This is a genomic window from Curtobacterium sp. 9128, assembly GCF_900086645.1.
Taxonomy (GTDB): Bacteria; Actinomycetota; Actinomycetes; order Actinomycetales; family Microbacteriaceae; genus Curtobacterium.
In genome coordinates this window covers 3378998-3403589 of record NZ_LT576451.1, presented here as the reverse complement: position 1 = coordinate 3403589, position 24592 = coordinate 3378998, and the positions used below count along the sequence as shown (strand labels likewise).

At 70.7% G+C, this 24592-nt stretch carries 24 protein-coding genes; 17 read left to right on the top strand and 7 right to left on the bottom strand.

Going from position 1 to position 24592, the window contains the following annotated elements:
- Positions 1-436 precede the first annotated feature (436 nt).
- Positions 437-1486, bottom strand: a complete 1050-nt coding sequence (locus tag QK288_RS16215; RefSeq protein ID WP_281265300.1) for a GTP-binding protein — start codon at positions 1484-1486, stop codon at positions 437-439.
- 44 nt (positions 1487-1530) lie between these two features.
- On the opposite strand from QK288_RS16215, the gene ykgO reads away from it, so the two are divergent.
- Entirely contained in the window at positions 1531-1653 is a 123-nt protein-coding gene (gene ykgO / locus QK288_RS16210; RefSeq protein ID WP_022905672.1) for a type B 50S ribosomal protein L36, read from the top strand.
- Positions 1654-1679: 26 nt separating this feature from the next.
- On the top strand, positions 1680-2336 hold the full coding sequence (locus tag QK288_RS16205) for a histidine phosphatase family protein (protein ID WP_281265299.1): 657 nt from the start codon (positions 1680-1682) through the stop codon (positions 2334-2336).
- Positions 2337-2477: 141 nt separating this feature from the next.
- On the opposite strand, the gene QK288_RS16200 is transcribed toward QK288_RS16205, so the two are convergent.
- Complete coding sequence (locus QK288_RS16200; protein WP_281265298.1) at positions 2478-4220, bottom strand: glycerol-3-phosphate dehydrogenase/oxidase; 1743 nt, start codon at positions 4218-4220, stop codon at positions 2478-2480.
- Positions 4221-4402: 182 nt separating this feature from the next.
- On the opposite strand from QK288_RS16200, the gene QK288_RS16195 reads away from it, so the two are divergent.
- From QK288_RS16195 to ald, 4 genes are all read left to right on the top strand, one after another.
- Positions 4403-5365 (top strand): sugar-binding domain-containing protein, encoded by a 963-nt coding sequence (locus QK288_RS16195; RefSeq protein WP_281265297.1) that lies wholly within the window; start codon positions 4403-4405, stop codon positions 5363-5365.
- Positions 5366-5405: 40 nt separating this feature from the next.
- Complete coding sequence (locus tag QK288_RS16190) at positions 5406-6359, top strand: AraC family transcriptional regulator (protein ID WP_281265296.1); 954 nt, start codon at positions 5406-5408, stop codon at positions 6357-6359.
- Between the two features lie 34 nt (positions 6360-6393).
- Positions 6394-7782 carry an FAD-linked oxidase C-terminal domain-containing protein gene (locus tag QK288_RS16185; RefSeq protein WP_281265295.1) on the top strand — a complete coding sequence of 463 codons (1389 nt, stop codon included), beginning with the start codon at positions 6394-6396 and terminating at the stop codon, positions 7780-7782.
- A 122-nt stretch (positions 7783-7904) separates the two neighbouring features.
- Positions 7905-9005 (top strand): alanine dehydrogenase, encoded by a 1101-nt coding sequence (ald, locus tag QK288_RS16180; protein ID WP_281265294.1) that lies wholly within the window; start codon positions 7905-7907, stop codon positions 9003-9005.
- A 161-nt stretch (positions 9006-9166) separates the two neighbouring features.
- Here the strand turns inward: ald and QK288_RS16175 are convergent, their stop codons facing one another.
- Positions 9167-9967: a TspO/MBR family protein gene (locus QK288_RS16175; protein ID WP_281265293.1), complete on the bottom strand. Its 801-nt coding sequence runs from the start codon at positions 9965-9967 to the stop codon at positions 9167-9169.
- Positions 9968-10073: 106 nt separating this feature from the next.
- Here QK288_RS16175 and QK288_RS16170 point away from each other — a divergent pair, with 106 nt between their 5' ends.
- The 5 genes from QK288_RS16170 to QK288_RS16150 all read left to right on the top strand — a co-directional run bounded on the left by QK288_RS16170 (position 10074) and on the right by QK288_RS16150 (position 16823).
- Positions 10074-11057 (top strand): magnesium and cobalt transport protein CorA, encoded by a 984-nt coding sequence (locus tag QK288_RS16170; protein ID WP_281265292.1) that lies wholly within the window; start codon positions 10074-10076, stop codon positions 11055-11057.
- A gap of 53 nt (positions 11058-11110) precedes the next feature.
- The gene (locus QK288_RS16165) at positions 11111-13324 is read left to right on the top strand and encodes an alpha-galactosidase (RefSeq protein WP_281265291.1); all 2214 of its coding nucleotides are present in this window, start codon (positions 11111-11113) and stop codon (positions 13322-13324) included.
- A gap of 161 nt (positions 13325-13485) precedes the next feature.
- Positions 13486-14457 (top strand): sugar ABC transporter permease, encoded by a 972-nt coding sequence (locus QK288_RS16160; protein ID WP_281265290.1) that lies wholly within the window; start codon positions 13486-13488, stop codon positions 14455-14457.
- Between the two features lie 23 nt (positions 14458-14480).
- The gene (locus QK288_RS16155) at positions 14481-15434 is read left to right on the top strand and encodes a carbohydrate ABC transporter permease (RefSeq protein ID WP_281265289.1); all 954 of its coding nucleotides are present in this window, start codon (positions 14481-14483) and stop codon (positions 15432-15434) included.
- Between the two features lie 9 nt (positions 15435-15443).
- Positions 15444-16823 (top strand): sugar ABC transporter substrate-binding protein, encoded by a 1380-nt coding sequence (locus tag QK288_RS16150; RefSeq protein ID WP_281265288.1) that lies wholly within the window; start codon positions 15444-15446, stop codon positions 16821-16823.
- 89 nt (positions 16824-16912) lie between these two features.
- On the opposite strand, the gene QK288_RS16145 is transcribed toward QK288_RS16150, so the two are convergent.
- Complete coding sequence (locus QK288_RS16145) at positions 16913-17881, bottom strand: ROK family protein (RefSeq protein WP_281265287.1); 969 nt, start codon at positions 17879-17881, stop codon at positions 16913-16915.
- Between the two features lie 348 nt (positions 17882-18229).
- On the opposite strand from QK288_RS16145, the gene QK288_RS16140 reads away from it, so the two are divergent.
- Positions 18230-18619 carry a zf-TFIIB domain-containing protein gene (locus QK288_RS16140; protein ID WP_281265286.1) on the top strand — a complete coding sequence of 130 codons (390 nt, stop codon included), beginning with the start codon at positions 18230-18232 and terminating at the stop codon, positions 18617-18619.
- A 3-nt stretch (positions 18620-18622) separates the two neighbouring features.
- Here QK288_RS16140 and QK288_RS16135 read toward each other — a convergent pair whose 3' ends face one another.
- Entirely contained in the window at positions 18623-18901 is a 279-nt protein-coding gene (locus QK288_RS16135; RefSeq protein WP_281265285.1) for a hypothetical protein, read from the bottom strand.
- Complete coding sequence (locus tag QK288_RS16130; protein ID WP_281265284.1) at positions 18898-19308, bottom strand: ASCH domain-containing protein; 411 nt, start codon at positions 19306-19308, stop codon at positions 18898-18900. Before QK288_RS16130 ends, QK288_RS16135 begins: the two co-directional genes overlap by 4 nt.
- Positions 19309-19363: 55 nt before the next feature.
- Here QK288_RS16130 and QK288_RS16125 point away from each other — a divergent pair, with 55 nt between their 5' ends.
- From QK288_RS16125 to sufU, 4 genes are all read left to right on the top strand, one after another.
- Positions 19364-20647 (top strand): chloride channel protein, encoded by a 1284-nt coding sequence (locus tag QK288_RS16125; RefSeq protein ID WP_281265283.1) that lies wholly within the window; start codon positions 19364-19366, stop codon positions 20645-20647.
- 227 nt (positions 20648-20874) lie between these two features.
- Positions 20875-21087, top strand: a complete 213-nt coding sequence (locus QK288_RS16120) for an antitoxin (protein ID WP_281265282.1) — start codon at positions 20875-20877, stop codon at positions 21085-21087.
- 96 nt (positions 21088-21183) lie between these two features.
- A complete protein-coding gene (locus tag QK288_RS16115) occupies positions 21184-22518 on the top strand; it encodes a cysteine desulfurase (protein WP_281265281.1) in 1335 nt (444 codons plus the stop codon).
- Positions 22515-22964 (top strand): Fe-S cluster assembly sulfur transfer protein SufU, encoded by a 450-nt coding sequence (gene sufU / locus QK288_RS16110; RefSeq protein WP_281265280.1) that lies wholly within the window; start codon positions 22515-22517, stop codon positions 22962-22964. Before QK288_RS16115 ends, sufU begins: the two co-directional genes overlap by 4 nt.
- Before the next feature lie 70 nt (positions 22965-23034).
- Here sufU and QK288_RS16105 read toward each other — a convergent pair whose 3' ends face one another.
- Positions 23035-23964, bottom strand: coding sequence for an NADP-dependent oxidoreductase (locus tag QK288_RS16105; protein WP_281265279.1), 930 nt, complete (start codon positions 23962-23964; stop codon positions 23035-23037).
- 88 nt (positions 23965-24052) lie between these two features.
- Between QK288_RS16105 and QK288_RS16100 the strand changes: the two genes are divergently transcribed.
- The gene (locus tag QK288_RS16100; protein ID WP_281265278.1) at positions 24053-24547 is read left to right on the top strand and encodes a MarR family transcriptional regulator; all 495 of its coding nucleotides are present in this window, start codon (positions 24053-24055) and stop codon (positions 24545-24547) included.
- The last annotated feature ends 45 nt before the right edge of the window (positions 24548-24592 follow it).

The window sequence follows — 24592 nt, the reverse complement described above, 5'->3', positions numbered from 1 at the left end:
GTGAACATCGCGCCCCGTGGTGACGGGGCGCAATGTACGAAGCGGGGCGCGATCCGAGCGCGACCACCGACGGGAGGCGCGGTGCGAGTCCGACTCGCACCGTGCCTCCCGTCAGTGCGCGCGTCGTTCGTGGCCGGGCCGTGCGCCCCGACTCGGAACGACAGCACCGCTGTCGTACGACAGCGGTCTTGTCGTCGCTTGCGTGCGCGGACTGTTGCGGGCGCGGGGGAGCGACAGAACCGCTGTCGTACGACGGCGACGTTGTCGTCGCTTGCGGGCGCGGACTGTTGCGGGCGCGGGGGAGCGACAGGGTCGTCGTCGTACGACAGCGCTCTTGTCGTTCCGAGTCGGTGCCGGCCGGGGGCGAGGGGCGGCTGGGGACGGGCGGGGCGACGGGGCAGCACGGCGCGGGCGCACGCGCACGCGCGGCGCCCCGTCAGTCGCGCCCGTGCTCGTGGTCGAGCGCCGGCCACGCGGGGAACGGATCCGCCCAGGTGCGCCAGAGGTCCGGCCCCGCGAGCAGCTCGTCCGGCGTGAGCAGCGCCCCGTCGAGTGCGCGCTCGATGCCCGGGACGTCGAGCCGCTCCCCGACGAACCAGATCGCCTGCCCGATCGGGGCGTCCTCGTCCCACGACGGGTTCGCGGTGGGGTCGAGCGCGAGCATCGCGCCGAAGCTCGCCCACGAGCCGACGTGATCGGGACGAGACGCCAGGCGGAAGAACCCCCGGGAACGCAGCACCCGGCCGTTCACCCCGGCGGCGAGGTCGTCCTTGATCACGGACGCGAGCCGCCCGGGGTGGAACGGCAGGGGCTCCCGGTAGCGCAGCGTGACGAGGTCGTCCCGCGTGCCCGGACCGAGGTCCGCCCCGCTCGACAGCGCCCGCATCCACCCGGCTCCCGTCGCGAGGAGCCGCGCAGCACCCCCGTTCGACGCCGGCAGGTCAGCGGCGGAGTGCACCCGGTCGAGTGCCACGATCACGGCGTGCGGTGCCATCCGGTGCAGCAGTGCCACCAGCGCACGACGTCGACGCCCGGTCAGTCCCGCGAACCGGTCCAGGGCGATCACGGTCGAGTACTCCACGAGTGCGGCGACGCGGTCGGCCGCCACGAACGCGTCGTCCACGTCGGACCAGAGCAGGTGTGCGACGTCGTCGGCGCGGAACACGGTCACGGCGTGCCGGAGGACCCGGTCGTCGCCGTGCTCGCTCCTGGCCGCGTTCGCGAGGAGCATCCCCACCGCGCGGGTGTCTGCTCCCGGAGCGAGGGTCACGACGAGGTCGTGATCGGCATCGGGGCCGCACATCCGGTCGAGCTGGTCGGTCCTCGCGGCGATCGCCCGTGCCGCCGCGAAGGCACTTCCGGTGACGTGCATCCGGTGCCCCCGCTGCCTGCCCGGTGCACCGGACCGAGTCGTCAGTCGGGCGGCGACGCGGTCGGCGTCGACCTCGTGGAGGGCGGACACGAGCGTGATGACGGCTGGACGCATGTCGGCTAATGTACATGAAAACCGTTATCAACAAGGAGGCAACCGTGAAGGTCCGCAACTCGCTCAAGGCGCTCAAGAAGATCCCCGGCTCGCAGGTCGTCCGGCGGCGCGGCCGGGTCTACGTCATCAACAAGCAGAACCCGCGGTGGAACACGCGACAGGGCTGATCGTCCGGGTTCCGTAGGGTGGCAGCATGCGATTGCTGCTCATCCGACACGGCCAGACTCCCGCGAACGTGAACGGCGTCCTCGACGCCGAGGTCCCAGGGCCCGGACTGACGGAGCTCGGGCAGCAGCAGGCTGCCGCGCTGCCGGGGGCCCTGGCGGACCGCGGCATCGAGAAGCTCTTCGTGTCGAGCATGATCCGGACCCACGTCACCGCGGCACCCCTGGCCGCGTCGCTCGGGATCGACCCCGTGGTGCTCCCCGGTCTCCGCGAGATCGAAGCCGGCGACCTGCAGGGTGCCCGCGACGAGACCTCCGTGCAGCGTTACCTCGCCGCCTGCTACGCGTGGGCGTCGGGGGAGCGCGAGGCCCGGATGCCGGGAGCCGAGACCGGCGAGGACTTCTTCGACCGCTACGACGACGCGATCCGGCAGATCGAGGACACCGGCGTCGCCGTCGCCGCGGCGTTCAGCCACGGTGCGGCGATCCGGATCTGGTCGGCCGTGACGGCACAGAACACGCCGAACGACCTCGGTGCGAGCCGACACCTGGAGAACACCGGGGTCGTCGAGCTCGAGGGATCCACCGCCGACGGCTGGCGCCTGGTCGACTGGGCGGGCGAGCCGATGGGCGGCGACGACCTCATCGACCGGACCGCGCAGGACCCGACCGGCGAGCGGTTCTAGGTCGCGCCCACAGAACCGACCTCGCAGGCTCGGTCGGCGCTGGCGCCGCGCGCCGCTGGCGCGTCGCAACACGCGGAGCGCGCGCAGACAGGAGGCTCGGTGCCAGCTGGCACCGAGCCTCCCGTCCGTCTGTCGGCGCGTCTACGCGCGCGCCGGCGCCGCCGTCAGCGGCACGATCACACCGTGCGACTCGCGCAGCACGTCGAGGGTGCGCTGGACCTCGTCCGCACGCTCCTCCGTCGTCCATCCGAGCACCCCGGCGAGCACGTCGGCGAGCTCGTCGAGCAGGTCGATCGTGACGCCACCGACGAACGCGAGGTTCGTGCGGCGGAGCACCACGTCGACCAGGTGCACGGCGTGCTCGTACTCGGCGAAGTACGCGACCTCTGCCCGGGTGAGGGCCGGGTCGGACTCGAGCGGCTCGACCGGCCCGTCGGTGAGGACGTCGACGACCTCGGCCGCGCGGGTGCCGTAGCGCTCGAGCAGCCCCTCGACCAGTCCGGCGTCGAGTCCGTCGCGGTGCGACTTGATCCACAGTGCACGCTGGGCGTCGGTGGTCGGGAACTCCTTGCCGCCGCCGATCGCCATGCCGGTCGTGTCGACCTTGCGGGCGACACCGAGCTTCGTGGTGGCCTCGGTCGACAGGTGCGCTGCGAGGGCGCGGAAGGTCGTCCACTTGCCGCCGACGAGCGACAGCACGGTGCTCTTCGGGAGTCCGGCGATCGGGGTGTCCACGATCCGGTAGTCACGGGAGACGAAGCCGGGGGCGGTGTCCTCGTGGCGGGGGAGCGGGCGGATACCGGAGTAGCTGTAGACGATGTGGTCGCGCGTGACCTCGATCTGCGGGAACACGTGCTTGACGAGCCCGAAGAAGTAGTCGATCTCCTCGTCCGTCGTCGTGACGGGCTTCGAGGGGTCGGCGTCGATGTCCGTCGTGCCGATGAGCACCCGGCCCTTGAGCGGGTAGATCAGCACGATGCGGCCGTCGTCGTTCTCGAAGAACAGCTCACGGCCCTTCGTGGCCTCGAGCAGCTCGTCGTTGTGCACGACGATGTGGGAGCCCTTCGTGCCGCCCATGAACTTCGTCTCGCCGCCGAACGCGCCGTTCGTCAGGTCGGTCCAGGGGCCGGACGCGTTGATCACGACGTCGGCCGTGAACACGAACTCCTCGCCGGTCTCGCGGTCGCGGAGCAGGACGCCACCGTCGCGGGTGCCGGCTGCCTCGACGTAGTTGGTCGCACGGGCGGTCGCGGCGGAGCCGGTCCCGGTGCCTGCGGCCAGGCCGTCCTTGAGCACGTCGAGCGCCAGACGCTCCGGCTCGTGCACGGAGGCGTCGTAGTACGTCCCGGTGTACTTCAGGTCCTTATTGAGGGCCGGCATGTCCTCGAGCGCCGCCTTCTTGGTGCGGAAGACGTGCTTCGGGACCGAGCCGCCGTCACGCGAGAAGGAGTCGTAGATCGTCATGCCGATCTTGATGAGCATCGCGCCGCGCTCCTTGGTGGAACGCTGCTTGTGCGTCAGCATGCGCAGCGGGGCGTTCATGATGCCGGAGAACGTCGAGAAGATCGGCATCGTCGTCTGCAGCGGCTTGACGTAGTGCGGGGCGATGCGGATCAGGCCGTTGCGCTCCTGCACGCTCTCGCGCACCAGGCGGAACTCGCCGTTCTCGAGGTAGCGGATGCCACCGTGGATCATGTGGCTCGACGCCGCTGAGGCGCCGGAGGCGTAGTCGCCGCGCTCGACGAGCGCGACGTCGACGCCCTGCAGGGCGAGGTCGCGGAAGGTGGCGATGCCGTTGATGCCGCCACCGACGATGAGGACCTGTGCGTTCGGGCGCTCGGTGAGCGATGTCACCGTGCGTCGGGGCTGCGTCGTCTTCGACATGTGCGTACGCGTCGCTTTCTGGGGTCGGTTCGCTGGGTTCGAGATCGATCGTGCGCCTTCGTGAACGGTCGGGCAACTTACGTGCACGAACGTGCAGAACACCTGTGGTCCGGCCCGGAACGGGGGACGGGAGGCTCGACCGGGCTTGCAGACGCCGTGCACGTCCGTGCATGGTTGGCTCCATGAGCGATGCCGCCCAACCGATGCGCACCCAGCAGGCGCTGCGCGCCGCACACCTGTACTACCTGCAGGACCTGACGATGGACGCCATCGCCGACGAACTCGGCACGTCCCGCTCGTCGGTGTCCCGGTTGCTGAAGCACGCCAGGGACACCGGGCTCGTCGACATCCAGATCCGGTCGCCACTCGACCAGGCCGCCGCGCTGAGCCGGAACATCCGTGCACGGTTCGGGGTGCACGCGCACGTGGTCCCGGTGCCCGACCACACGAGCGACGTGGACCGGCTCGAGCGGGTGGCGCTGTCCGCCGCGCGGATCCTGACGCAGTACATCGAGTCGAACATGGTGATCGGGCTGTCGTGGGGCTCGACGGTGAGCGCCGTCAGCCGGTACCTCGTGCCGAAGACCACGCACGGCTCCACTGTCGTGCAGGTGAACGGCGCGGCGAACACCCGCACCACCGGCATCGTCTACGCGTCCGAGATCCTCCGGCGCTTCGGTGAGGCCTACGGCGCGCTCGTGCAGCAGTTCCCCGTCCCGGCGTTCTTCGACGACCCGGCGACGAAGGAGGCCCTGTTCCGCGAGCGCTCGATCCGGCGCGTGCTCGACCTGCACGAGCGGATGGACGTCGTCGTGTTCGGCGTCGGCGCTCCGCAGGCGCCAGTCCCGTCGCACGTGTACTCCGGCGGGTACCTCGACCCGGCCGACCGCGAGGAACTGGCGAAGGCGAAGGTCGTCGGGGACGTCTCGACCGTGTTCTACCGCGCGGACGGGTCGTGGCGGGACATCGGGGTGAACGCCCGCGCCGGCGGCCCCGACCTCGACACCATCAAACGGGCTCCCCGGCGCATCTGCGTGGTGGCGGGGCGCGGCAAGGCGGCATCGCTCAAGGGCGCCCTCGCGGCCGGGCTGATCACCGACCTGATCCTCGACGAGAGCATCGGGCAGGCCATCCTGCAACCCTGACGATCCGCCGATGTCGGTGGTCCGGCGTAGCGTCCACACCATGGATGATCGCCAGAGTTCTCGGTGGTTCCGGCGGCTCGCCGGCACCGACGTCGACGACGCGATCGCGTTCTTCTCGGTCGACTACGACCTCCGCACACCGACGGTCCGTCGCACGTCGCCGAAGACCAAGTGGGACTTCGCCGGCGTGGGGGACGAGCGGATGTCCCTGCGGACGACACGGTTCGGCGTCGACCTGCGGTGCGAGAGCTTCGTCGCGGACGAGTTCATCGTCGCGTGGGTCCGCGGTGGCACGAGCACGATGACGACCGGCGGCGAGAGCCTCGACCTGGAACCAGGGGTCCCGGTGGTCCTGCCCGTGGAGACCGCGTACGAACTCCACCAGCGGGACATCGCACTGAGCATGGTGCACCTCGACCGGGCATTCGTCACCGCTCTGACCGGCGACCCGGCGTTCACGTTCGAGCCGCTCCGTGCGCCGACGGCAGAGGGCATGCGGCTGTGGCGGTCGACCGTGCAGCAGCACTCGTCGACCTGGCTCGACATGGAGCAGGACCTCGACGACGTCGCCCGGCGGGACATCGCCGAGGCGTTCTCGGTCGCGGCGCTGCGGGCGTTCCCCCAGCGCGCGAGCTGGCGGGCGACGGTCGCCGGCAACGGTCCGGAGCACGAGCGACTCCGCCGTGCGCTCGAGTACGTCCACGCGCACGCCAACGAACCCATCGGCACCTCGGAGATCGCCGACGCAGCCGGGCTCAGCCCGCGTGGGCTGCAGCAGTCCCTGCGTCGTCACCTCGACCAGACCCCGGGGGAGCTCCTCCGGGAAGTCCGACTCGAAGGCGCGCACAACGACCTGCGTCGCGCCGACCGCGACGAGCTCTCGGTCGCCGAGATCGCCAGGTCGTGGGGCTTCGGCCACCTCGGCCGGTTCTCCGCCGCGTACCGGGCTCGCTTCGGGGAACTCCCGAGCGAGTCGCTCCGCAGTCGCGGCTGACGGCGCCGCGGCTCGACTCGGTACCGTTGCCCGCATGGACACCGTCGTCGCCCGACTCCGTTCCGCCCTCGACGACCCGGACGGGCTGATCGTGCGGGACGACGCCGACGCACTCGACGCCACGCGGACCGACAAGTCCGGCTGGGTCGCGACCGGACGCCCGGCAGCACTCGTCGAGGCGCGCACCGTCGCCCACGTGCAGGCGACGCTCCGCACGTGCAACGAGCTCGGGGTGGGCGTCGTCCCTCGAGGCGCAGGAACCGGGCTCGCCGGTGGGGCGAACGGCACGGACGGGTCGGTGGTGCTGAGCGTCGCGCTGATGGACCGCATCGTCGAGGTCTCGGCAGAGGACGAGCTCGCGGTCGTGGAGCCGGGCGTGCTGAACGGTGCCCTGAACGCCGCGGTGCTGCCACTCGGACTCCGGTTCGCGCCCGACCCCGCAAGCGCGGCGATCTCGAGCATCGGCGGGAACATCGCCACGAACGCCGGGGGCCTCCGGTGCGTGAAGTACGGGGTGACGCGCGAGGCCGTCCTCGGCCTCGATGTCGTGCTCGCGGACGGGCGCCTGGTCTCCACCGGACACCGCACCGTGAAGGGCGTCACCGGCCTCGACCTCACCGCGCTCATGGTCGGCTCCGAGGGCACCCTCGGGGTGATCGTCGGGGCGACCGTCCGGCTCGTCCCGGTGCCGTCGGGGGAGCCCGCGACGCTCGGTGCGGTCTTCCCGGACGTCCGAGCAGCGGCCGCCGCAGCAGCCGACGTCGTGCACGGGCCGGAACGGCCGTCGACCGTCGAACTGCTCGATGCCGCAGCGCTCGCCGGGATCGCGGCCTACCTGGGACCGGATGTGATCGCCGAGTCCGTGGGAGCGGTTCCCGCAGGCGGGGCGTTCCTGCTCGTCGAGTTCGACGGCGTGGGCGGAGCGGAAGCGGCGCGCGGAGCCGAGCCGGTCCTCCAGGCCGCCGGCGGAACCGTCCGTCGGGCGGCCGACGGCGACGAACGCGAGCGCCTGCTGACCATCCGCCGGTCGTTCCACCCGGCCATGGAAGCGCGCGGCCAGGTGCTCATCGAGGACGTCGCGGTCCCGCGCAGCCGACTCGCGGACATGTTCGACCGGGTGGCGGCGATCGGCCACGAGCACGGCGTCGCGATCCCGACCGTCGCCCACGCCGGGGACGGCAACCTGCACCCGAACTTCGTGTTCGACGGCGACGAGGTCCCGCAGCACGTCTGGGACGCCGCCGATGCGCTGTTCCGAGCGGCGATCGAGCTCGGCGGCACGTTGACCGGCGAACACGGGGTCGGCGTCCTGAAGCGACGGTGGATCGGGGACGAGCTCGGCGACGACATGGTGACGCTGCAGCGGGGGATCCGACGCGTGTTCGATCCGAACGGGATCCTCAACCCGGGCAAGGTGTTCTGACGCCGAATTCCGTGACACGGATTCGGTCCTGACCTTTCGGATGTTCGGCTGTAACACGACGGACACGCGCGAGTGGCTGGATGGTGGGCGACCGAGCCACGTCGCCCACGAAGGAGTCCGCCATGCTGATCGGCGTCCCCACCGAGATCAAGAACAACGAGTTCCGTGTCGCCGCAACCCCGGCCGGCGTCGCCGAACTCACGATGCACGGGCACGAGGTCCTCGTGCAGGCCGGAGCCGGAACCGGGTCGTCGTTCCCGGACGACGAGTACGCCGCCGCCGGTGCGACGATTGTCCCCACCGCCGACGACGTGTGGGCGCGGGCCGAGCTGGTGCTGAAGGTCAAGGAGCCCGTCGCGTCCGAGTACCCGTCGATCCGACCCGGCCAGGTGCTCTTCACCTACCTGCACCTCGCCGCTGACCGGCCGCTCACCGATGCCCTCGTGGCTTCCGGTGCGACGGCCATCGCGTACGAGACCGTGCAGCTACCCGACCGGTCGCTGCCGCTGCTGTCCCCGATGTCGGAGATCGCCGGACGGCTGTCCGCCCAGGTCGGCGCGAACCACCTGATGGCGGCGAACGGCGGCCGTGGGCTGCTCCTCGGTGGCGTCCCCGGCACACCGAAGGGCCGCGTCGTGGTGATCGGCGGCGGCGTCGCCGGCGAGCACGCGGCGACGATCGCCCTCGGGATGGGTGCGGACGTCACCGTGTTCGACATCAGCCTGCCGCGACTCCGTGCGCTCGACGCCCGGTTCGACGGACGCATCACGACGCTCCGCTCGTCGACCCACGCGATCGCGACGGCGCTGCAGGACGCGGACCTCGTCATCGGGTCGGTGCTCATCCCCGGGGCCTCGGCGCCGAAGCTCGTGACCGACGCCATGGTCGCGGACATGCGCCCGGGATCGGTGCTCGTCGACATCGCGATCGACCAGGGCGGCTGCTTCGAGGGCTCGCACCCGACGACGCACGACGACCCGACGTTCCGCGTGCACGACGCGGTCTACTACTGCGTGGCGAACATGCCGGGTGCCGTCCCGCGCACGTCGACGATCGCCCTGACGAACGCGACGCTGCCCTACGCCCTGGCGATCGCGAACCAGGGGTGGGAGGCGGCGCTCGAGTCCGACGCTGCCCTGGCGAAGGGCCTGAACGTGCACGCCGGCCGCGTCACGAACGAGGCCGTGGCCGCTGCCCACGGCCTGGTCGCGTCCGCCGCCTGACGCGGCTGCGGCGCGCCCGGTGTCGGGCGTCGGGTGCCCTCTCCCCCTTCCGCGAAAGCGACAGTTCCCCGCCGAACTCCGGCGGGAAACTGTCGCTTTCGCGGTAGGGAGCGGGCTGCCTGGCGGCACGATGTCGCCAGCGGCACGGCGGCGGCCGCGGGCTACGCGGCGCGCGCGGCCCGGGCGGCGGACCAGCCCGCGCGGGTCCGCACCGCGAGGGTGACCACCACGGCGACGACGACGACGACGGCGACGAGCGCAGCGACCGCCGTGGGCACCGACACCAGCGGGCCGTCGAGTCGTGCGACCGCGACCCACGCCAGGCCCCACCCCAGCGAGACCGTCGGAGCAAGGCGCCCGCGGCCGCTCACGGCCAGCAGGACCCCGACCGCCCCGGCGACGAGTGCCACAACGACACCCCAGACGTCCTGCGACAGCCCGAAGCCCCGGAAGCCGGCGGCCGTCAGCACCGCTGCCGTGTTCGCCGCGGTCGCGACGCACACCCAGCCGAGGTAGAGCCCGAACGTGCCGTCGGTGACGATCGCCTCGACCGTGCCGGACGGCCGCGTGCGCCGCAGGATCACGAACGTCCACGCGAGCACCGCGAGCAGGGCGACGATGATCGGCTCGCTCAGCCAGAGCAGCCCGAACTGCACGGACAGGATCCAGGCGGCGTTGAGCAGCAGGGACAGCGTCGCGGGCACCGCGAGACGGTCGTGCCGTGCCTCGTCGCCACGGCGGGGCAGGAACTGCCAGACGGCGAAGGCGATGAGCCCCACGTAGATGACGCTCCAGATACCGAACGCGGGCCCGGCCGGCGCGATGGCCGTCGACGAGGCCGACAACGCCCCGCCCGCGGCGTCCTGGATCGGCGTGCCACCTGCCGCGCCCGACCCGATGAACGAGCCGACCACGGCGACGACGGCGCTCGCCGCGATCACGATCTTCCGGAACCACCGCATGACTCATCCTTTCGTCAGCATGCTGATGACCTGCACGGTAGGCGGTCGCCACGCCGCGGTGCGCAGGCGCCGTTCAGCGGATGGGGGACGTGCGTAGGTTGGGCACGTGACCGTCGAGCTCAACACCGCCTACATCGACCGCATCGCACCGATCGCGAGTCCGACGCTCGACGACTCCTTCCGCATGATGGAGGACCAGGACGCCAGCGCCTGCATCGTCCTGTACCAACCCGACGCCGAGGAGCTCGGGGACGTCGCGGTGGCGCTCGGTCTGCACGAGCTCGCGGTGGAGGACTCCGCCGAGGGGCACCAGCGGCCGAAGCTCGAGCGGTACGGCTCGACGCTCTTCGCGGTGCTGAAGCCCGCGCTCTACAACGACCAGCTGGAGGAGGTCGAGTTCGGCGAGGTGCACGCGTTCGTCGGCGAGCAGTTCTTCCTGGCCGTCGTGAAGGCCGATCCACGTGGCCGGAACGTCGTGCCGCGGGCGCTGCAGCGGATGAGCGGCAAGCCCGGACTCGTCACGGCGGGACCGCAGGCGCAGCTCTGGGCACTGATGGACTCGATCGTGGACGACTACATCCCGGTGATCGAAGGGCTCGAGGAGGACATCAACCAGATCGAGGACCAGCTCTTCGCCGGTGTCCCCGGGGTCTCCCGACGCATCTACGAGCTCTTCGGCGAGGTGGTCGACTTCCAGCGGGCAGCGCGTCCGCTGGTCCACATGATCGAGAACATCCACCGCGGCGCCGAGAAGTACCACCTGCCGGTCGAGATGCAGCGACGATTCCGCGACGTCCTCGACCACGCCATCCGGACCATCGAGCGCATCGACACCTTCCGACAGCTCCTGCAGAACGCGCTGACGGTCGATGCCACCCTGGCGGCGCAGAAGCAGAACGACGACACGAAGAAGATCTCCGGCTGGGCGGCCATCCTCTTCGCGCCGACCCTCATCGCGGCCATCTACGGCATGAACTTCACGCACATGCCCGAGCTCTCGTGGACGTGGGGGTACCCGCTGTCGATCATCGCGATGGTGGCCTTCGCCGCGATCCTCTTCGTCGTCTTCAAGGTGAAGCGCTGGTTCTGACGAGTCCCTCTGACATACTTGCAGGACAAAAGTAACGCCGACCTGGAGCTTCGATGACGCACTCCCTCGTCCACCTGTCCACCGCCGGGGTCTCCCTCGTGCTCGACTGCACCGAGGGGCGCCTGCCGTCGGTGGTGCACTGGGGTGCTGCCCTCGGGGAGCAGTCCACCGCGGACCTCCAGGCTCTCGTGCTGGCCGGGCGGGAGCCGGTCGTGTCGAACGCCGTCGACGAGCCGATCCGACTGGCGATCCTGCCGGAACCGCACGCCGGGTGGTCGGGCAAGCCCGGCATCAGTGGTCACCGGGACGGCCATGACTGGTCGCCGAAGTTCACGACGACGAGCATCGACGTGATCGGCGAAGCCCACGAGACCGCGCCGAGCGCGGCGCACGAGAGCACACCCAGCACGGACGACGAGCCCGCGCGCCTCGACGCCGGCCCGGCCCTGGTCGTCGTCGAGGCCGCTGACGAGCACGCCGGCCTCGACGTCCGCCTCGAGATCGAGCTCCTCGCAACCGGACTGATCCGCACCCGTGCAGCAGTCACGAACACCGGCGACACGAACGACGACGATCGCCCGTACACCGTGGACGACGTCACGGTCGCCCTGCCGATCCCGACCAGGGCCCGCGAGATCCTGGACTTCGCCGGCCGCTGGGGCAAGGAGCGCACCCCGCAGCGCAGCGAACTCGTCGTCGGCATCCACGAGCGCGAGGGACGCAAGGGCCGTACCGGCGCCGACGCCGCGACGGTCCTGAGCGTCGGCGTCCCCGGGTTCGGCTTCGCCCGCGGCGAGGTCTGGGGCGTCCACACCGCGTGGAGCGGCAACCACCGTCACCACGCCGAACGCCTGTTCAACGGCAAGCAGGTCATCGGCGGCGGCGAGCTGCTGCTGCCGGGCGAGGTCCGCCTCGGCACAGGCGAGACGTACCAGGGCCCGTGGGTCTACGGCGCCTACGCGGACGGCCTCGACGCCCAGGCCCGCCGGTTCCACGACCACCTTCGGAGCCGCCCGCAGCACCCGACGAGCCCCCGCCCGATGACGATCAACGTCTGGGAGGCGGTCTACTTCGACCACGACCTCGCGCGACTCGAGGACCTCGCGGACCGCTCCGCCCGGCTCGGCGTCGAGCGATTCGTCCTCGACGACGGCTGGTTCCGGCACCGCCGCAACGACTTCGCGGGCCTCGGGGACTGGTTCGTCGACGACGACGTGTGGCCCGACGGTCTGACCCCGCTCGTCGATCACGTGCGGGCCGCCGGCATGCAGTTCGGCCTGTGGTTCGAGCCCGAGATGATCAACGAGGACAGCGACCTCGCCCGTGCGCACCCGGAGTGGATCATGCAGGCCGACGGTCGCCTGCCGATCCGGTCCCGGCACCAGCAGGTCCTCAACCTCGCGATCCCCGAGGCGTACGAGTACGTGCTCGACCGGATGACGGCGATCATCGACGAGTACCGGGTCGACTACGTCAAGTGGGACCACAACCGCGACCTGGTGGAGGCCGGGCACCGTGACGGCGGCGCGGCCGTGCACGAGCAGACCCTCGCCGCGTACCGGCTGATGGCCGCGCTCAAGGACCGGTTCCCCGGGTTCGAGATCGAGTCGTGCTCGTCCGGCGGGGCCCGCGTGGACCTGGGGGTCATCGAGCACACCGACCGCGTCTGGGTCTCGGACTGCATCGACCCGCTGGAGCGCCAGCAGATGAACCGCTGGACGATGCAGCTCCTCCCGCCAGAGCTGCTCGGCTCGCACATCGCGAGTGGCGTGAACCACACGACGGGGCGCTGGCACGACCTGTCGTTCCGTGCGGGGACGGCGCTCTTCGGGCACCTCGGCATCGAGTGGGACCTGTCGAAGGCGACCAAGGCCGAGGAGCGCGACCTCGCCGAGTGGATCGCCCTCTACAAGGACACCCGCGCGCTCCTGCACGGCGGCGACCTGGTGCGCGTCGACCAGGTCGACGACTCCCTGAACGTCTACGGCACGGTCGCACCCGACCGGAAGCAGGCGATGTTCTTCCTGGCGTCGCTCACGACACCCGAGGTCAGCCTCCGCGGCCGCATCACCTTCCGCGACCTCGACCCGGACACCCGCTACCGCGTCGACCCGGTGCTCATCGGCAGCGGCGCCGACGGCGTCCGCGCACCCGTCTGGTGGGAGGGGGAGCGCGTCTTCACCGGACGGGTCCTCGAGACGGTGGGGCTGGAAGCCCCGTCCACCTCCGCGGAGCGGGTCGTCCCGTTCCGGCTCACCGCGCTCTGATCGCGCGTTCCTGACGGACGGGAGGCTCGTGGTGACGTCACCACGAGCCTCCCGTCCGTCATGTGTGCACAAGGCCCTTGACAACCGCTTTCTTTTGCAGCGACACTAAATCCGATCCGGGACTGCCACCCGGACGGAACCGCGTTGACGAAGGAGTCACGATGGCCACCGAAACACCCCTGACGGCGCCAGCCGTCCGGCGGGGCCGGCCCGCCCGAGCCGCGGAGGCGGCCGGATCCAGGACCGCAGCACCGCGCCGACGTCGCCCCAGGAACGACCTCTGGCTCGCCCTCGTCTTCATCGCCCCCGCGGCGATCGGGTTCGCCGTGTTCTTGCTCTGGCCGACCATCCGCGGGATCTACCTGAGCTTCACCTCGTACAACCTGCTCACCCCGCCGGTGTTCACCGGCCTGCAGAACTACGAGCGGCTCGTGCAGGACTCGATCTTCTGGCACTCGATGGCCGTCACGGTCGAGTACGTGCTGCTGAACATCGGGTTCCAGACGGTCCTGGCGCTCTTCATCGCCGTGATGATGCACCGCCTGACCAAGTCCACGTTCGTCCGCGGGATCGTGCTCGCGCCCTACCTGGTGTCGAACGTCGTCGCGGCGCTCATCTGGCTCTGGATCCTCGACACGCAGCTCGGCATCGGCAACGAGGTCCTGTCCGCACTCGGCGTCGGCCGCATCCCGTTCCTGCAGAGCGACTTCTGGGGCATCCCGACGATCGCGTTCATCAACGTCTGGCGGAACGTCGGCTACACGGCGCTCCTGATCTTCGCGGGCCTCCAAGCGCTGCCGGAGCAGGTCTACGAGGCCGGCCGCATCGACGGGGCGAGCGAGTGGAAGATGTTCTGGCGCATCACCGTGCCGCTCCTCCGGCCGATCCTGTCGCTCGTGCTCATCATCACCATCATCGGGTCGTTCCAGGTGTTCGACACCGTCGCGGTGACGACCCAGGGCGGCCCGGCGAACGCCACGAACGTCGTGCAGAACTACATCTACAACCTGGCGTTCGGCCGGTTCCAGTTCGGGTACGCGTCCGCCGTCTCGGTGGCCCTCCTCGTCGTCCTCAGCATCATCACCTTCATCCAGTACCGACTCTCGCGCTCCGGCGAGAGCGACCTGGACTGACCCGGATCAGGAGAGCGTCGACGATGACCAGCACCCTGCCCCCGGTGGTCGAGCCCACGACCACCCGCGCCGTCACCACGCGTGGCGCGAAGCCCCAGCGACCGAAGCCGTCCGTCGGCCGCGTGTTCGCCTGGATCGCGATGATCGCCGTGATCGTCGTGACCCTGTTCCCCTTCTACTGGATCCTCCGGACGGCGCTGTCGTCGAACGGCGCGATCTCCGCCGACCCCACCTCGCTGCTGCCGACCGGGTTCAGCCTCGGCGGGTTCGAGCGGGTGTTCGGCCTGCAGTCCACGAAGGAGGCGCTCGCACAGGGCGGCTCCGGCGCGGCGATCAACTTCTGGCAGTACCTGCTCAACTCGGTGATCACCGCGACGATGATCACCGTCGGCCAGGTGTTCTTCTCCGCCGGCGCCGCCTACGCCTTCGCCCGGCTGCGGTGGCCCGGGCGCGACAAGGTGTTCGCGGTGTTCCTCGCCGGGCTCATGGTCCCGACGATCTTCACGCTGCTGCCGAACTTCGCCCTGATCAAGTCGCTCGGCCTCGTCGACACCCTGCTCGGGATCTCGCTGCCGTCGATGCTGATGACCCCGTTCGCGGTGTTCTTCCTGCGCCAGTTCTTCCTCGGCATCTCCCGCGAGGTCGAAGAGGCAGCCCTCATCGACGGCGCCGGCAAGGTCCGGGTGTTCTTCCGGCTCATCCTGCCGATGGCCGCCGCACCGATCGCGACGCTCGCCGTCCTGACGTACATCACCGCGTGGAACGACTACTTCTGGCCGCTCATGGTGTCGTACACCGACAGCTCGCGGGTGCTCACGGTGGCGCTCGGCGTCTTCAAGTCCCAGTCGCCGCAGTCCGGCACCGACTGGGCAGGACTCATGGCCGCGACCCTCGTCGCAGCGCTCCCGATGATCGTGCTGTTCGGCCTCTTCGCCAAGCGCATCGTCAACTCCATCGGCTTCTCCGGCATCAAGTAGGTCCAGCTCATGACGAACCCCATCACCCGCCGCGCGCTCTTCGCCGGCGGAGCATCAGCCCTCGCCCTCGGTGCGCTCGCCGCGTGCTCGTCGCCCGGCCGCTCGTCGGGCGGAGCGACCGGCGGCGCCACCGGCACCGTGTCCTACTGGCTCTGGGACTCGAACCAGCTGCCCGCTTACCAGGCCGTCGCGAAGGCCTTCGAACAGCAGAACCCCGGCATCACGATCAAGATCACCCAGCTCGGCTGGAACGACTACTGGACGAAGCTCACCGCCGGGTTCATCGCAGGCACCGCGCCGGACGTGTTCACCGACCACCTGACGAAGTTCCCGCAGTACTCCGACCTCGACGTGCTCTACGAGCTCGACGAACTCGAGGCCACCGCCTCCATCGAGGACGCCGACTACCAGTCCGGCCTCGCCCAGCTCTGGAAGGGGCAGGATGGCCACCGGTACGGCTCCCCGAAGGACTGGGACACCATCGCGATGTTCTACGACAAGAAGGCGATGGCGAAGGCCGGGGTCACCCCCGAGCAGCTGGCGTCGCTCGAGTGGAACCCCGACGACGGCGGCTCCTTCGAGAAGATGGTCGCCCACCTGACCGTCGACGGGAAGGGCAGGCGCGGCGACGAGTCCGGCTTCGACAAGAACGACGTCGCGGTCTACGGCATCAGCGCGAACGGCAGCGGCGGCGACGGGTTCGGGCAGACGCAGTGGTCGCCGTTCACCGGGTCGACCGACTGGTTCTACACGAACAAGAACCCGTGGGGGAACCGGTTCCGGTACGACGACGCCGGCTTCCAGAAGACGATGTCCTGGTACTACGGCCTCGCCGAGAAGGGCTACATGCCGAAGTACGGCGTCTTCTCGACGACGACCGGTCCGGACGTGCAGCTCGGCGCGAAGAAGGTCGCGCTGTCGTTCAACGGCTCGTGGATGATCGGCACCTACGCCAACCTGCCGGGGCTCGACATCGGCATCGCGCCGACGCCGGTCGGACCGGTCGGGCACCGCGCGTCGATGTTCAACGGGCTCGGCGACTCGATCACGAAGCAGGCGAAGAACCCGGAGGCGGCGGCGAAGTGGGTCGCGTTCCTCGGTGGTTCCACGGCGCAGCAGATCGTCGGTCGTGCCGGCATCGTGTTCCCGGCACGCCCGGAGGGCACCGACGCCGCCGTCGCCGCGTTCGAGAAGCGCGGGCTCGACGTGTCGGCGTTCACCCGGCAGGTGGAGGACAAGACCACCTTCCTGTTCCCCGTCACCCAGAACCCGGCGGACGTGCAGGCGCTCGTGCAGCCGGCGTTCGACGACATCTACGCGAACGGCAAGCCGGTCAGCACGCTGACCGCGGTGAACGACCAGGTGAACACGCTCCTGCAGCTCACCTGACGCGTTGGTCGCGTTCCGTACCGGACGGGAGGCTCGGTGCCAGCTGGCACCGGGCCTTCCGTCCGCGCGCCCCGCTCCTGCCCTCCGGGTCAGGCGCCCAGGGCGTGCATCTGGATGGCCACCGCGGCTGCGCCGCGGGCCCACTCGTTGAACCGGAACGGCTGCGCGATCACCGTCGGGGTCGGCGTGGACCAGTGCCGAGCGGCCTCGACCGAGCGGTCGAGCGCTGCCCGGCCGACCTCGGCGACCCCGACGAGTTCGCCGGAGAGCAGGACGACTTCGGGATCGACGACGTTCACGACGTCCGCGACGAGCAGCCCGAGGGCCTCGGCAGCCGTGTCGACGACGGCGCGCGCAGCGTGGTCGCCGCCCCGAGCCGCGTCGAGGAGCTCGGCCGCGGACATCGGACGGCCGAGCGCCTCGGTGCCCGCGAGGGAGATCGCCCGCGCGCTGAGCACGGCGCGGGCGCACCCGCGGTGGCCGAACTCGCACCGGAGGTCGGACGTGCTCACCGCACCGCCGAGCCGCTGGTGGCCGATGCTGCCGGCGGTCGAGTGCGCGCCGGAGAGCACCGTGCCGGCGACGACCAGGCCGAGCCCGATGCCGGCGCCGATCGTCAGGAGCGCGAAGGAGCGGTGGTCGCGGCCCTCGCCGAACCAGTGCTCGGCGTGTGTGAGTGCCCGCACGTCGTTCTCGACCGAGCACGGAAGCCCGGTCGCCGCGCCGAGCAGCGAGGCGAGCGGGACGTCCTCCCAACCGAGGAACGGCGCGCGACGGACTTCGCGCCGGTCGACCGTCGCGCCGCCGAGCGCGACACAGACACCGCGGACGCGGTCGTCCTCGGCCGTGATCGCGGCGACGACCTCCGCGATCCGGGCGACCACGGCGGGCACGTCCGTGTCCGTCAGGGTCTCCTCGCGCTCGGTCAGCACCCGGCCGCGGTGGTCGGTGGAGACGGCGAACAGGCTGTCCCCGGTGAGCTTCACGCCGATGAAGTGGTGTGCGTCCGCGTCGATGTCGAGCGGGATCGACGGGCGACCGGTCGTGGTCTGCTGCACCCCGTCACGTTCGACGAGGATCCCGGCCTCGAGCAGCGGCCTCGTGATGCGCGACAGGCTCGGGCCGGACAGGCCGAGGCGTTCGGCGAGCTCGGTGCGCGGGCGGGGCCTGCCCGGAGCACCTCGAGGACGACGGACTGCGCGCTGCCGACGAGCGGCTCCCAGCCGTGCTCCGCTGTGCCTCGGGTCTCGGTCACGTCGTCAGCCTAGGGTGCGGGCGACGGGTGTCGGACGGCGGACACTCCGGTGATCCACAGGGGTCCTCCAGGGGCTTGGCACTGATGGCACACACGGGGCCGACAGGATCGGACGCAGTGCGCATCGTGCGCCGATCGGAAGGACCTCCTCATGCAGTGCCCCAACGACCAGGCCACCCTCGTGATGTCGGAGCGATCCGGCATCGAGATCGACTACTGCCCGGAGTGCCGCGGCGTCTGGCTCGACCGCGGCGAGCTCGACAAGATCATCGACCGGGCCGCGCCTGGTTCGTCGGCCGCTCCTGGTCCGCAGGCGGTCCCCGGTGTGCCCGCTGCCCCCGCGTACGGTTCCGTGCCCGGGTACGCGCCCGGGATGGCGGTGCCGCGGAACGGGTACGCGTCGCCGGGTTCGCCCGGGTCGCCCGGGTCGTGGGACAAGGGCCGCCGAGGTGGCTACGGCCAGTACGGGCAGCCCGGGTACGGGCAGCAGCAGTACGGCAAGAAGCGCCGCGGGAACTGGCTCAGCGAGCTCTTCGACTGAGCGTCAGTGACGCTTCCGGGATCGGTCCCAGAACAGCCAGAAGAAGCCCACGCCGATGCCGACCACGAGCGTCAGCGTCTTTCCGGAGACGGAGAGCGCGTGCAGGCGCTCGGCGCGCAGCGAGCTCGTCGGCAGGCCATCGGCCATCCATCCGATGGCCAGCGAAGCTGCGAACAGGGCGATCACTCCGCTGACCGATACGACCCGCATCGTCGTCACGACACCGCTGCTCGTCTCCGTGGTACTCGACATTGCGCCGGTCGTGCCGTGCGAACGGGTCACGGCTCGTAGCGGAGCCGGATCAGCACGATCGGCTCGTCGTCGGGCACGACCACGCCCTCGGTCCGCAGCCAGAACCTGCGGTGCTGCGTCCGCCAGTCGTCGATGTCCGTGAAGCCCTCGCCCTCGGCGTCCGCGAATGCCCACGGCACCTCGGTGAAGGGCACGATCTCGACCGCCGTGACGACGACCGTCCCCGCCGGACGGTCGTCGTCGTCGAGCAGGACCAACCGCTCGCCGACGTGTTCGAGCTCCTCGCCCTCGTCGTCGTACTCGGAGAGCCGTCCGGCAGTGGCGGTCTTGGTGCCGTCGGCGACGAGCGACGTCAACCGCTGGCGGAGCGGCCCACGGTCGCCGAGCTCGAGGCCGCGGAGCTCGCCGTGGCCGGGGACGCCGATGCGGGGGAACACCAGGTCACCGTAGCGTGGCCGAGGGCAGGTCCGGGTGGCCGATAGGGTTTCCGACATGTCGCACACCGCCCACACGACACCCGCGTGGGTGATGAAACTCGTCGTCGTCACCGGGCTCGTCGGCGTTGCGGGCGGGATCGCCGGCATCGCGGTCTGGCTCGCCCTGCAGCTCATCCAGTTCGTCGCGTTCGGCTACCCGTTCGGCGGCCACCTCGAGGCCGCGGACGCTCCCTCGGGCCTGAACCGCTTCCTGGCGCTCGTCGCCGCGGGTGTGCTGACGGGCGTCGCCTGGTGGGCGATCCGCCGCTGGGGTCGACCCGTCGTGTCCGTCCCCGCCGCCGTCGGTGGCAAGCGGATGCCGTCCCTCGCCACGGTCGGCAACGCCGGCATCCAGATCCTCGCGGTCGGACTGGGTGCCTCCATCGGCAAGGAGGTCGCACCGCGCGAGATCGGCGCGTGGCTGTCCCAGCTCATCACCGCCAGGGCCGGCCTGACGAAGCGGGAGACCAAGATCCTCGTCGCCTGCGGCGCCGCGGCCGGTCTCGCCGCCGTCTACGACGTCCCGCTCGGCGGTGCGCTCTTCGCGGTGGAGGTCCTGCTCGGCGAGCTGACCTTCGCCACCGCGCTGCCGGCGTTCGCGACGAGTGCCATCGCGGCCTTCGTCGCCCGGCTCGCCATCCCGGACGAGGTGCTCTACCACGTGCCCACGACGCACCTCACGCCGTCGCTGCTCGTGTGGGCCGTGATCGTCGGACCGGTGCTCGGCTTCGCCGGTGTCGGGTTCGTCAAGCTCACCAACCGACTGCAGGGCCTCGCTCCGAAGGGCTGGCACCTCCTCGTGATGCTGCCGCTCGTCTTCGCCATGGTCGGTCTCATCGCCATCCCGTTCCCCGAGATCCTCGGCAACGGCCGCGCGCTCGGGCTCGACGCGATGAACACCTCGATGAACAGCGCCACGATGCTCGGGATGGCCCCGATCGTCGGCCTCCTCGTCCTCGGCGTCATCCGCACGATCACCACCTCGGCGACGATCGGTGCCGGTGCCGTCGGCGGCACGCTGACCCCGTCCATCGCGATCGGCGCCGCGTTCGGTGGCTTCCTCGGTGGCGCGTGGATGCTGATGTGGCCGGCGGACGGTCCGAATCTGGTGTCGTTCGCGTTCATCGGTGCGGCCGCGTTCCTCGCGACGACCATGCGGGCGCCCTTCACCGCGCTCGTGCTCGTCGTCGAGTTCACCCAGCAGGGCACCGACATCCTCATCCCCTCGTTGCTCGCCGTGTCGGGTTCGGTCGCCGTCGGCTACGTGCTCGCCCGCCGCCGCAGCGCCCAGATGGCCTGACCGGTACGTCCCGCCCGCTTGTCTCCGCCCGCTTGTCTCCGCGAACTTGTTTCCGCGAAAGCGACAGGCTGCTGCCGAATCCCGCCGGGAAACTGTCGCTTTGCCGGAAGAGACCGCATGCCGGCGCTACAGACTGTCGCTCTGCCGGACGGCTCCCGCAGCATCGGCATACCATCGGCGGCAACACGCGGGGCGCACGGCTCCGCGCCGAACGTCAGGAGCAGACGATGGCCGGGTTCGACGACATCACGAAGAAGGCGCAGGACTTCCTCAAGGACAACAAGGTCCAGGACGCCCTGAAGAGCGAGCAGGCCGAAGGGATCAGCGACAAGGTCCTCGACGGTGTCGCCGACGCCGTGAAGAAGGCCACCGGCGGCAAGTACGACGACAAGATCGACGGCGCGCGCGACACCGCCGACAAGCACGTCGGCAACGAGTAGCGCGAACCACGGTCGGACGGCCCTGCGGCGACCGGCCCGGGGCCGTCCGGCTGGACTCCTGGCGGAACAACGAGGACGATGGAGCGGTTGTCCCCGATGACAGCAGGAGGATCAAGCGCAGTGACGATCGTGGCACCGAACCAGCCGCTCACCGACGACCAGGTCGAGCGGATCAAGGCCGACTTCCCGATCCTGCAGCAGCAGGTGAACGGGAGGCCGCTGGCGTACCTCGACTCCGGGGCCACCGCGGAACGGCCACGACAGGTGCTCGACGCCGAGCGGCGGTTCCTCGAACACGACAACGCCGCCGTGCACCGCGGGGCGCACACCCTGGCCGCGCTGAGCACCGACGCGTACGAGGACGCCCGCGCGACCGTCGCCGGGTTCGTGGGTGCCGCGAGCCCGAGTGAGATCGTCTGGACGTCGAACGCCACCGACGCGCTCAACCTCGTCGCGTACGGCATCGCGAACGCCAGCCGCGGACGCGGGGGAGCGGACGCCGAGCGCTTCCGGATCGGTCCCGGCGACGAGATCCTCGTGACCGAGGCCGAGCACCACGCGAACCTCGTCCCGTGGCAGGAGACCGCCCTCGCGACCGGAGCGACCCTCCGCTGGGTGCCCGTCGACGACCAGGGGTGCTGGACCGCTGCCGACGCGCTCGCGCTGATAACCGAGCGCACGAAGGTCGTCGCGTTCGCGCACGTGTCGAACGTCACCGGCATGATTGCCCCCGTCGCCGAGGTCGTCGAGGCGGCACACGCCCGCGGCGCGCTCGTCGTCCTGGACGCCTGCCAGTCCGCGCCGCACCGTCCCCTCGACGTGCAGGCGCTCGACGTCGACTTCGCGGCCTTCTCCGGCCACAAGATGCTCGGCCCGAACGGCATCGGCGTGCTCTGGGGACGCGGTGAGCTGCTCGACGCGCTCCCGCCGTTCCGCACCGGTGGCTCGATGATCACGACGGTGACGATGGAACACACCGACTTCATGCCGGCACCCGAGCGGTTCGAGGCCGGGACCCAGCCCGTGTCGCAGGCCGTCGCACTCGCCGAGGCCGTCCGCTACCTGCAGACGATCGGCATGGAGCAGGTCCGCGCCCACGAGGAGCACCTCGCCCAGCGCATGCTCGACGGCCTCGCCGCCGTCCCCGGCATCTCGGTCGTCGGCCCCGCTGCGGGTGTGCCGCGCTCCGGGCTCGTGTCGTTCGACGTCGACGGGGTGCACGCGCACGACGTCGCGCAGTACCTCGACGCGCAGGGCATCGCCGTCCGTTCGGGGCACCACTGCGCGCAGCCCCTGCACCGTCGACTCGGGCTCACCGCGACGAGCCGCGCGAGCACGTACGTCTACACGACCGACGAGGACGTGGACCGCTTCGTCCAGGCCGTCAGCGAGATCCGTGGGTACTTCGGGGCAGCGGGGGCGGACGCGTGAACACCCTCGATTCCCTGTACCAGCAGGTCATCCTCGACCACGCGAAGGCCCGGCACGGCGACGGCGAGCTGCCGGACGCCGACGCGTCGCACTTCGAGCGCAACCCCACGTGCGGCGACGAGATCACCGTCAGCGTGCGGCTCGAACCGGGGTCCGACCGGATCGCCGGACTCGGCTGGCAGGGCGACGGCTGCTCGATCTCGATGGCCTCGGCTTCGGTGCTCACGGACATGGCCGTCGGCCGGACCGTCCCGGAGTTCCTCGCGCTCACCGAGGAGTTCCGCACGATGATGCGTTCCCGTGGCGCCGGCGAGCCGGACGAGGACGTCCTCGAGGACCTGATCGCCTTCCACGGTGTCTCGAAGTTCGTCATGCGCGTGAAGTGCGGCATGCTCGCCTGGGTCGCGGCAGAAGCCGCTGCGCGCGAGGCGACCGCGGCCCGGTAGTCCACCAGACATCGGACTGGAGGCTCGTGGCGGGGCCGCCACGAGCCTCCCGTCCGCATCATCGGTCGCGTCACGGCAGGACGATCACCTTGCCGGCGATCCGGCCGGCCGCGCCCTCGGCGTGGAGCGCCGGCAGCTCGGCGAGCGGGATGCGCCGTGTGACCTCGACGGTCAGCGCACCCTGATCGACGAGGGCCACCAGTTCGGCCAGCCGTTCCCGGTCGGGCAGGACGAAGACGGTCGCGGCGCGCACGCCACGGGACTCGTCGCCCGGAGTGGCGATGAACGCGGTCGTGCTGACCACGATCCCACCGTCGCGGACCGCTGCGACGTCAGCCGCGAACTGCTCCGGATCGAGGGGCGCGAGGTTCAGCAGGACGTCCACCTGCCCGTCGAGTGCGCCGAGTACGTCGGCCTCGGTGTGGTCGACGACCTGATCGGCTCCGGCTGCGCGGACGTCGTCGGCGCTGCGCGGGCTCGCGGTCGCGATGACGTGGACGCCGGCGCGCTTCGCGAGCTGGATCGCGTACTTGCCGACCACGCCGCCGGCGCCGACGATCAGCAGTCGCTGCCCGGCGGTGAGCTGGCCGTCGTCGAAGAGTGCCTGCCACGCGGTGAGTGCCACGGACGGCAGCGCGGCTGCGTCGGCCAGGGGGATGCTCGTCGGTGCTGGCACCCATGACTCCGCCGGAGCGACGACGTACTCCGCTGCTCCGCCGTCGGCCTCCATCGGGAGGAAACCGATGACCGCGTCGCCGATGGCCAGTGCGGTCACGCCGTCACCGAGTGCGTCGACGGTCCCGGAGACGTCGTACCCGGGGATGTGCGGGAGCTGGATCGGGATGGGGAGGAACCCGGCCCGCATGCCGTTGTCGGCTGCGTTGTACGCGGAGGCCGCGACCCGCACGCGCACCTGCCCGGCGGCGGGGGTGGGCTGCTCGACCTCGCCGTACCGGAGCACCTCTGGTCCGCCGACCTCGGAGAACTGGACTGCCTGCATGATCGTGCCTTTCGTCAAGTGCTTCGAATTCGAAGTTGTTTGAACTGTAGCACTGCTTCGAATTCGAATCAACAGGTAGGATCGGAGCATGACGGAAACGCCTGCTGCCCTCACGTCGACGCAACTCGGCGCCTACCTCGCCTTCACCGAGGTCGGAGCGCTGCTGCGGCCCGCGGTGGAGCGACAGCTGAAGGACGTCGGGCAGCTCAGCTACGTGCAGTTCCAGCTCCTCGCCCGGCTCGGCGACGCGCCGGACGGGCACCTGCGCATGACGGACCTGGCGGACGGCGTCGTCTACAGCCGGAGCGGGTTGACGTACCAGGCGCAGTTGCTCGAGCAGCGCGGGCTCGTCACCCGCGGACCGTCCCCGGATGACGAGCGCAGCACCGTCGTGACGCTCACGGCGGCCGGCCGCGATGTCCTCGCCGCGGTCTTCCCGGGGCACATCGCCACGGTGCACGGGCTGCTCTTCGCACACCTCACGGATGATGACGCCGCCGAGCTCGCACGGATCCTCGGACGGGTCAGCGCGGAGCTCCGGGCGGCGCCGCCACGGTCAGCGGTTCGACGCCGAGGACGTTGACGCTCGGCTCGTCCCCCTCGTCCGGGGGACATGACTGGTCCTCGA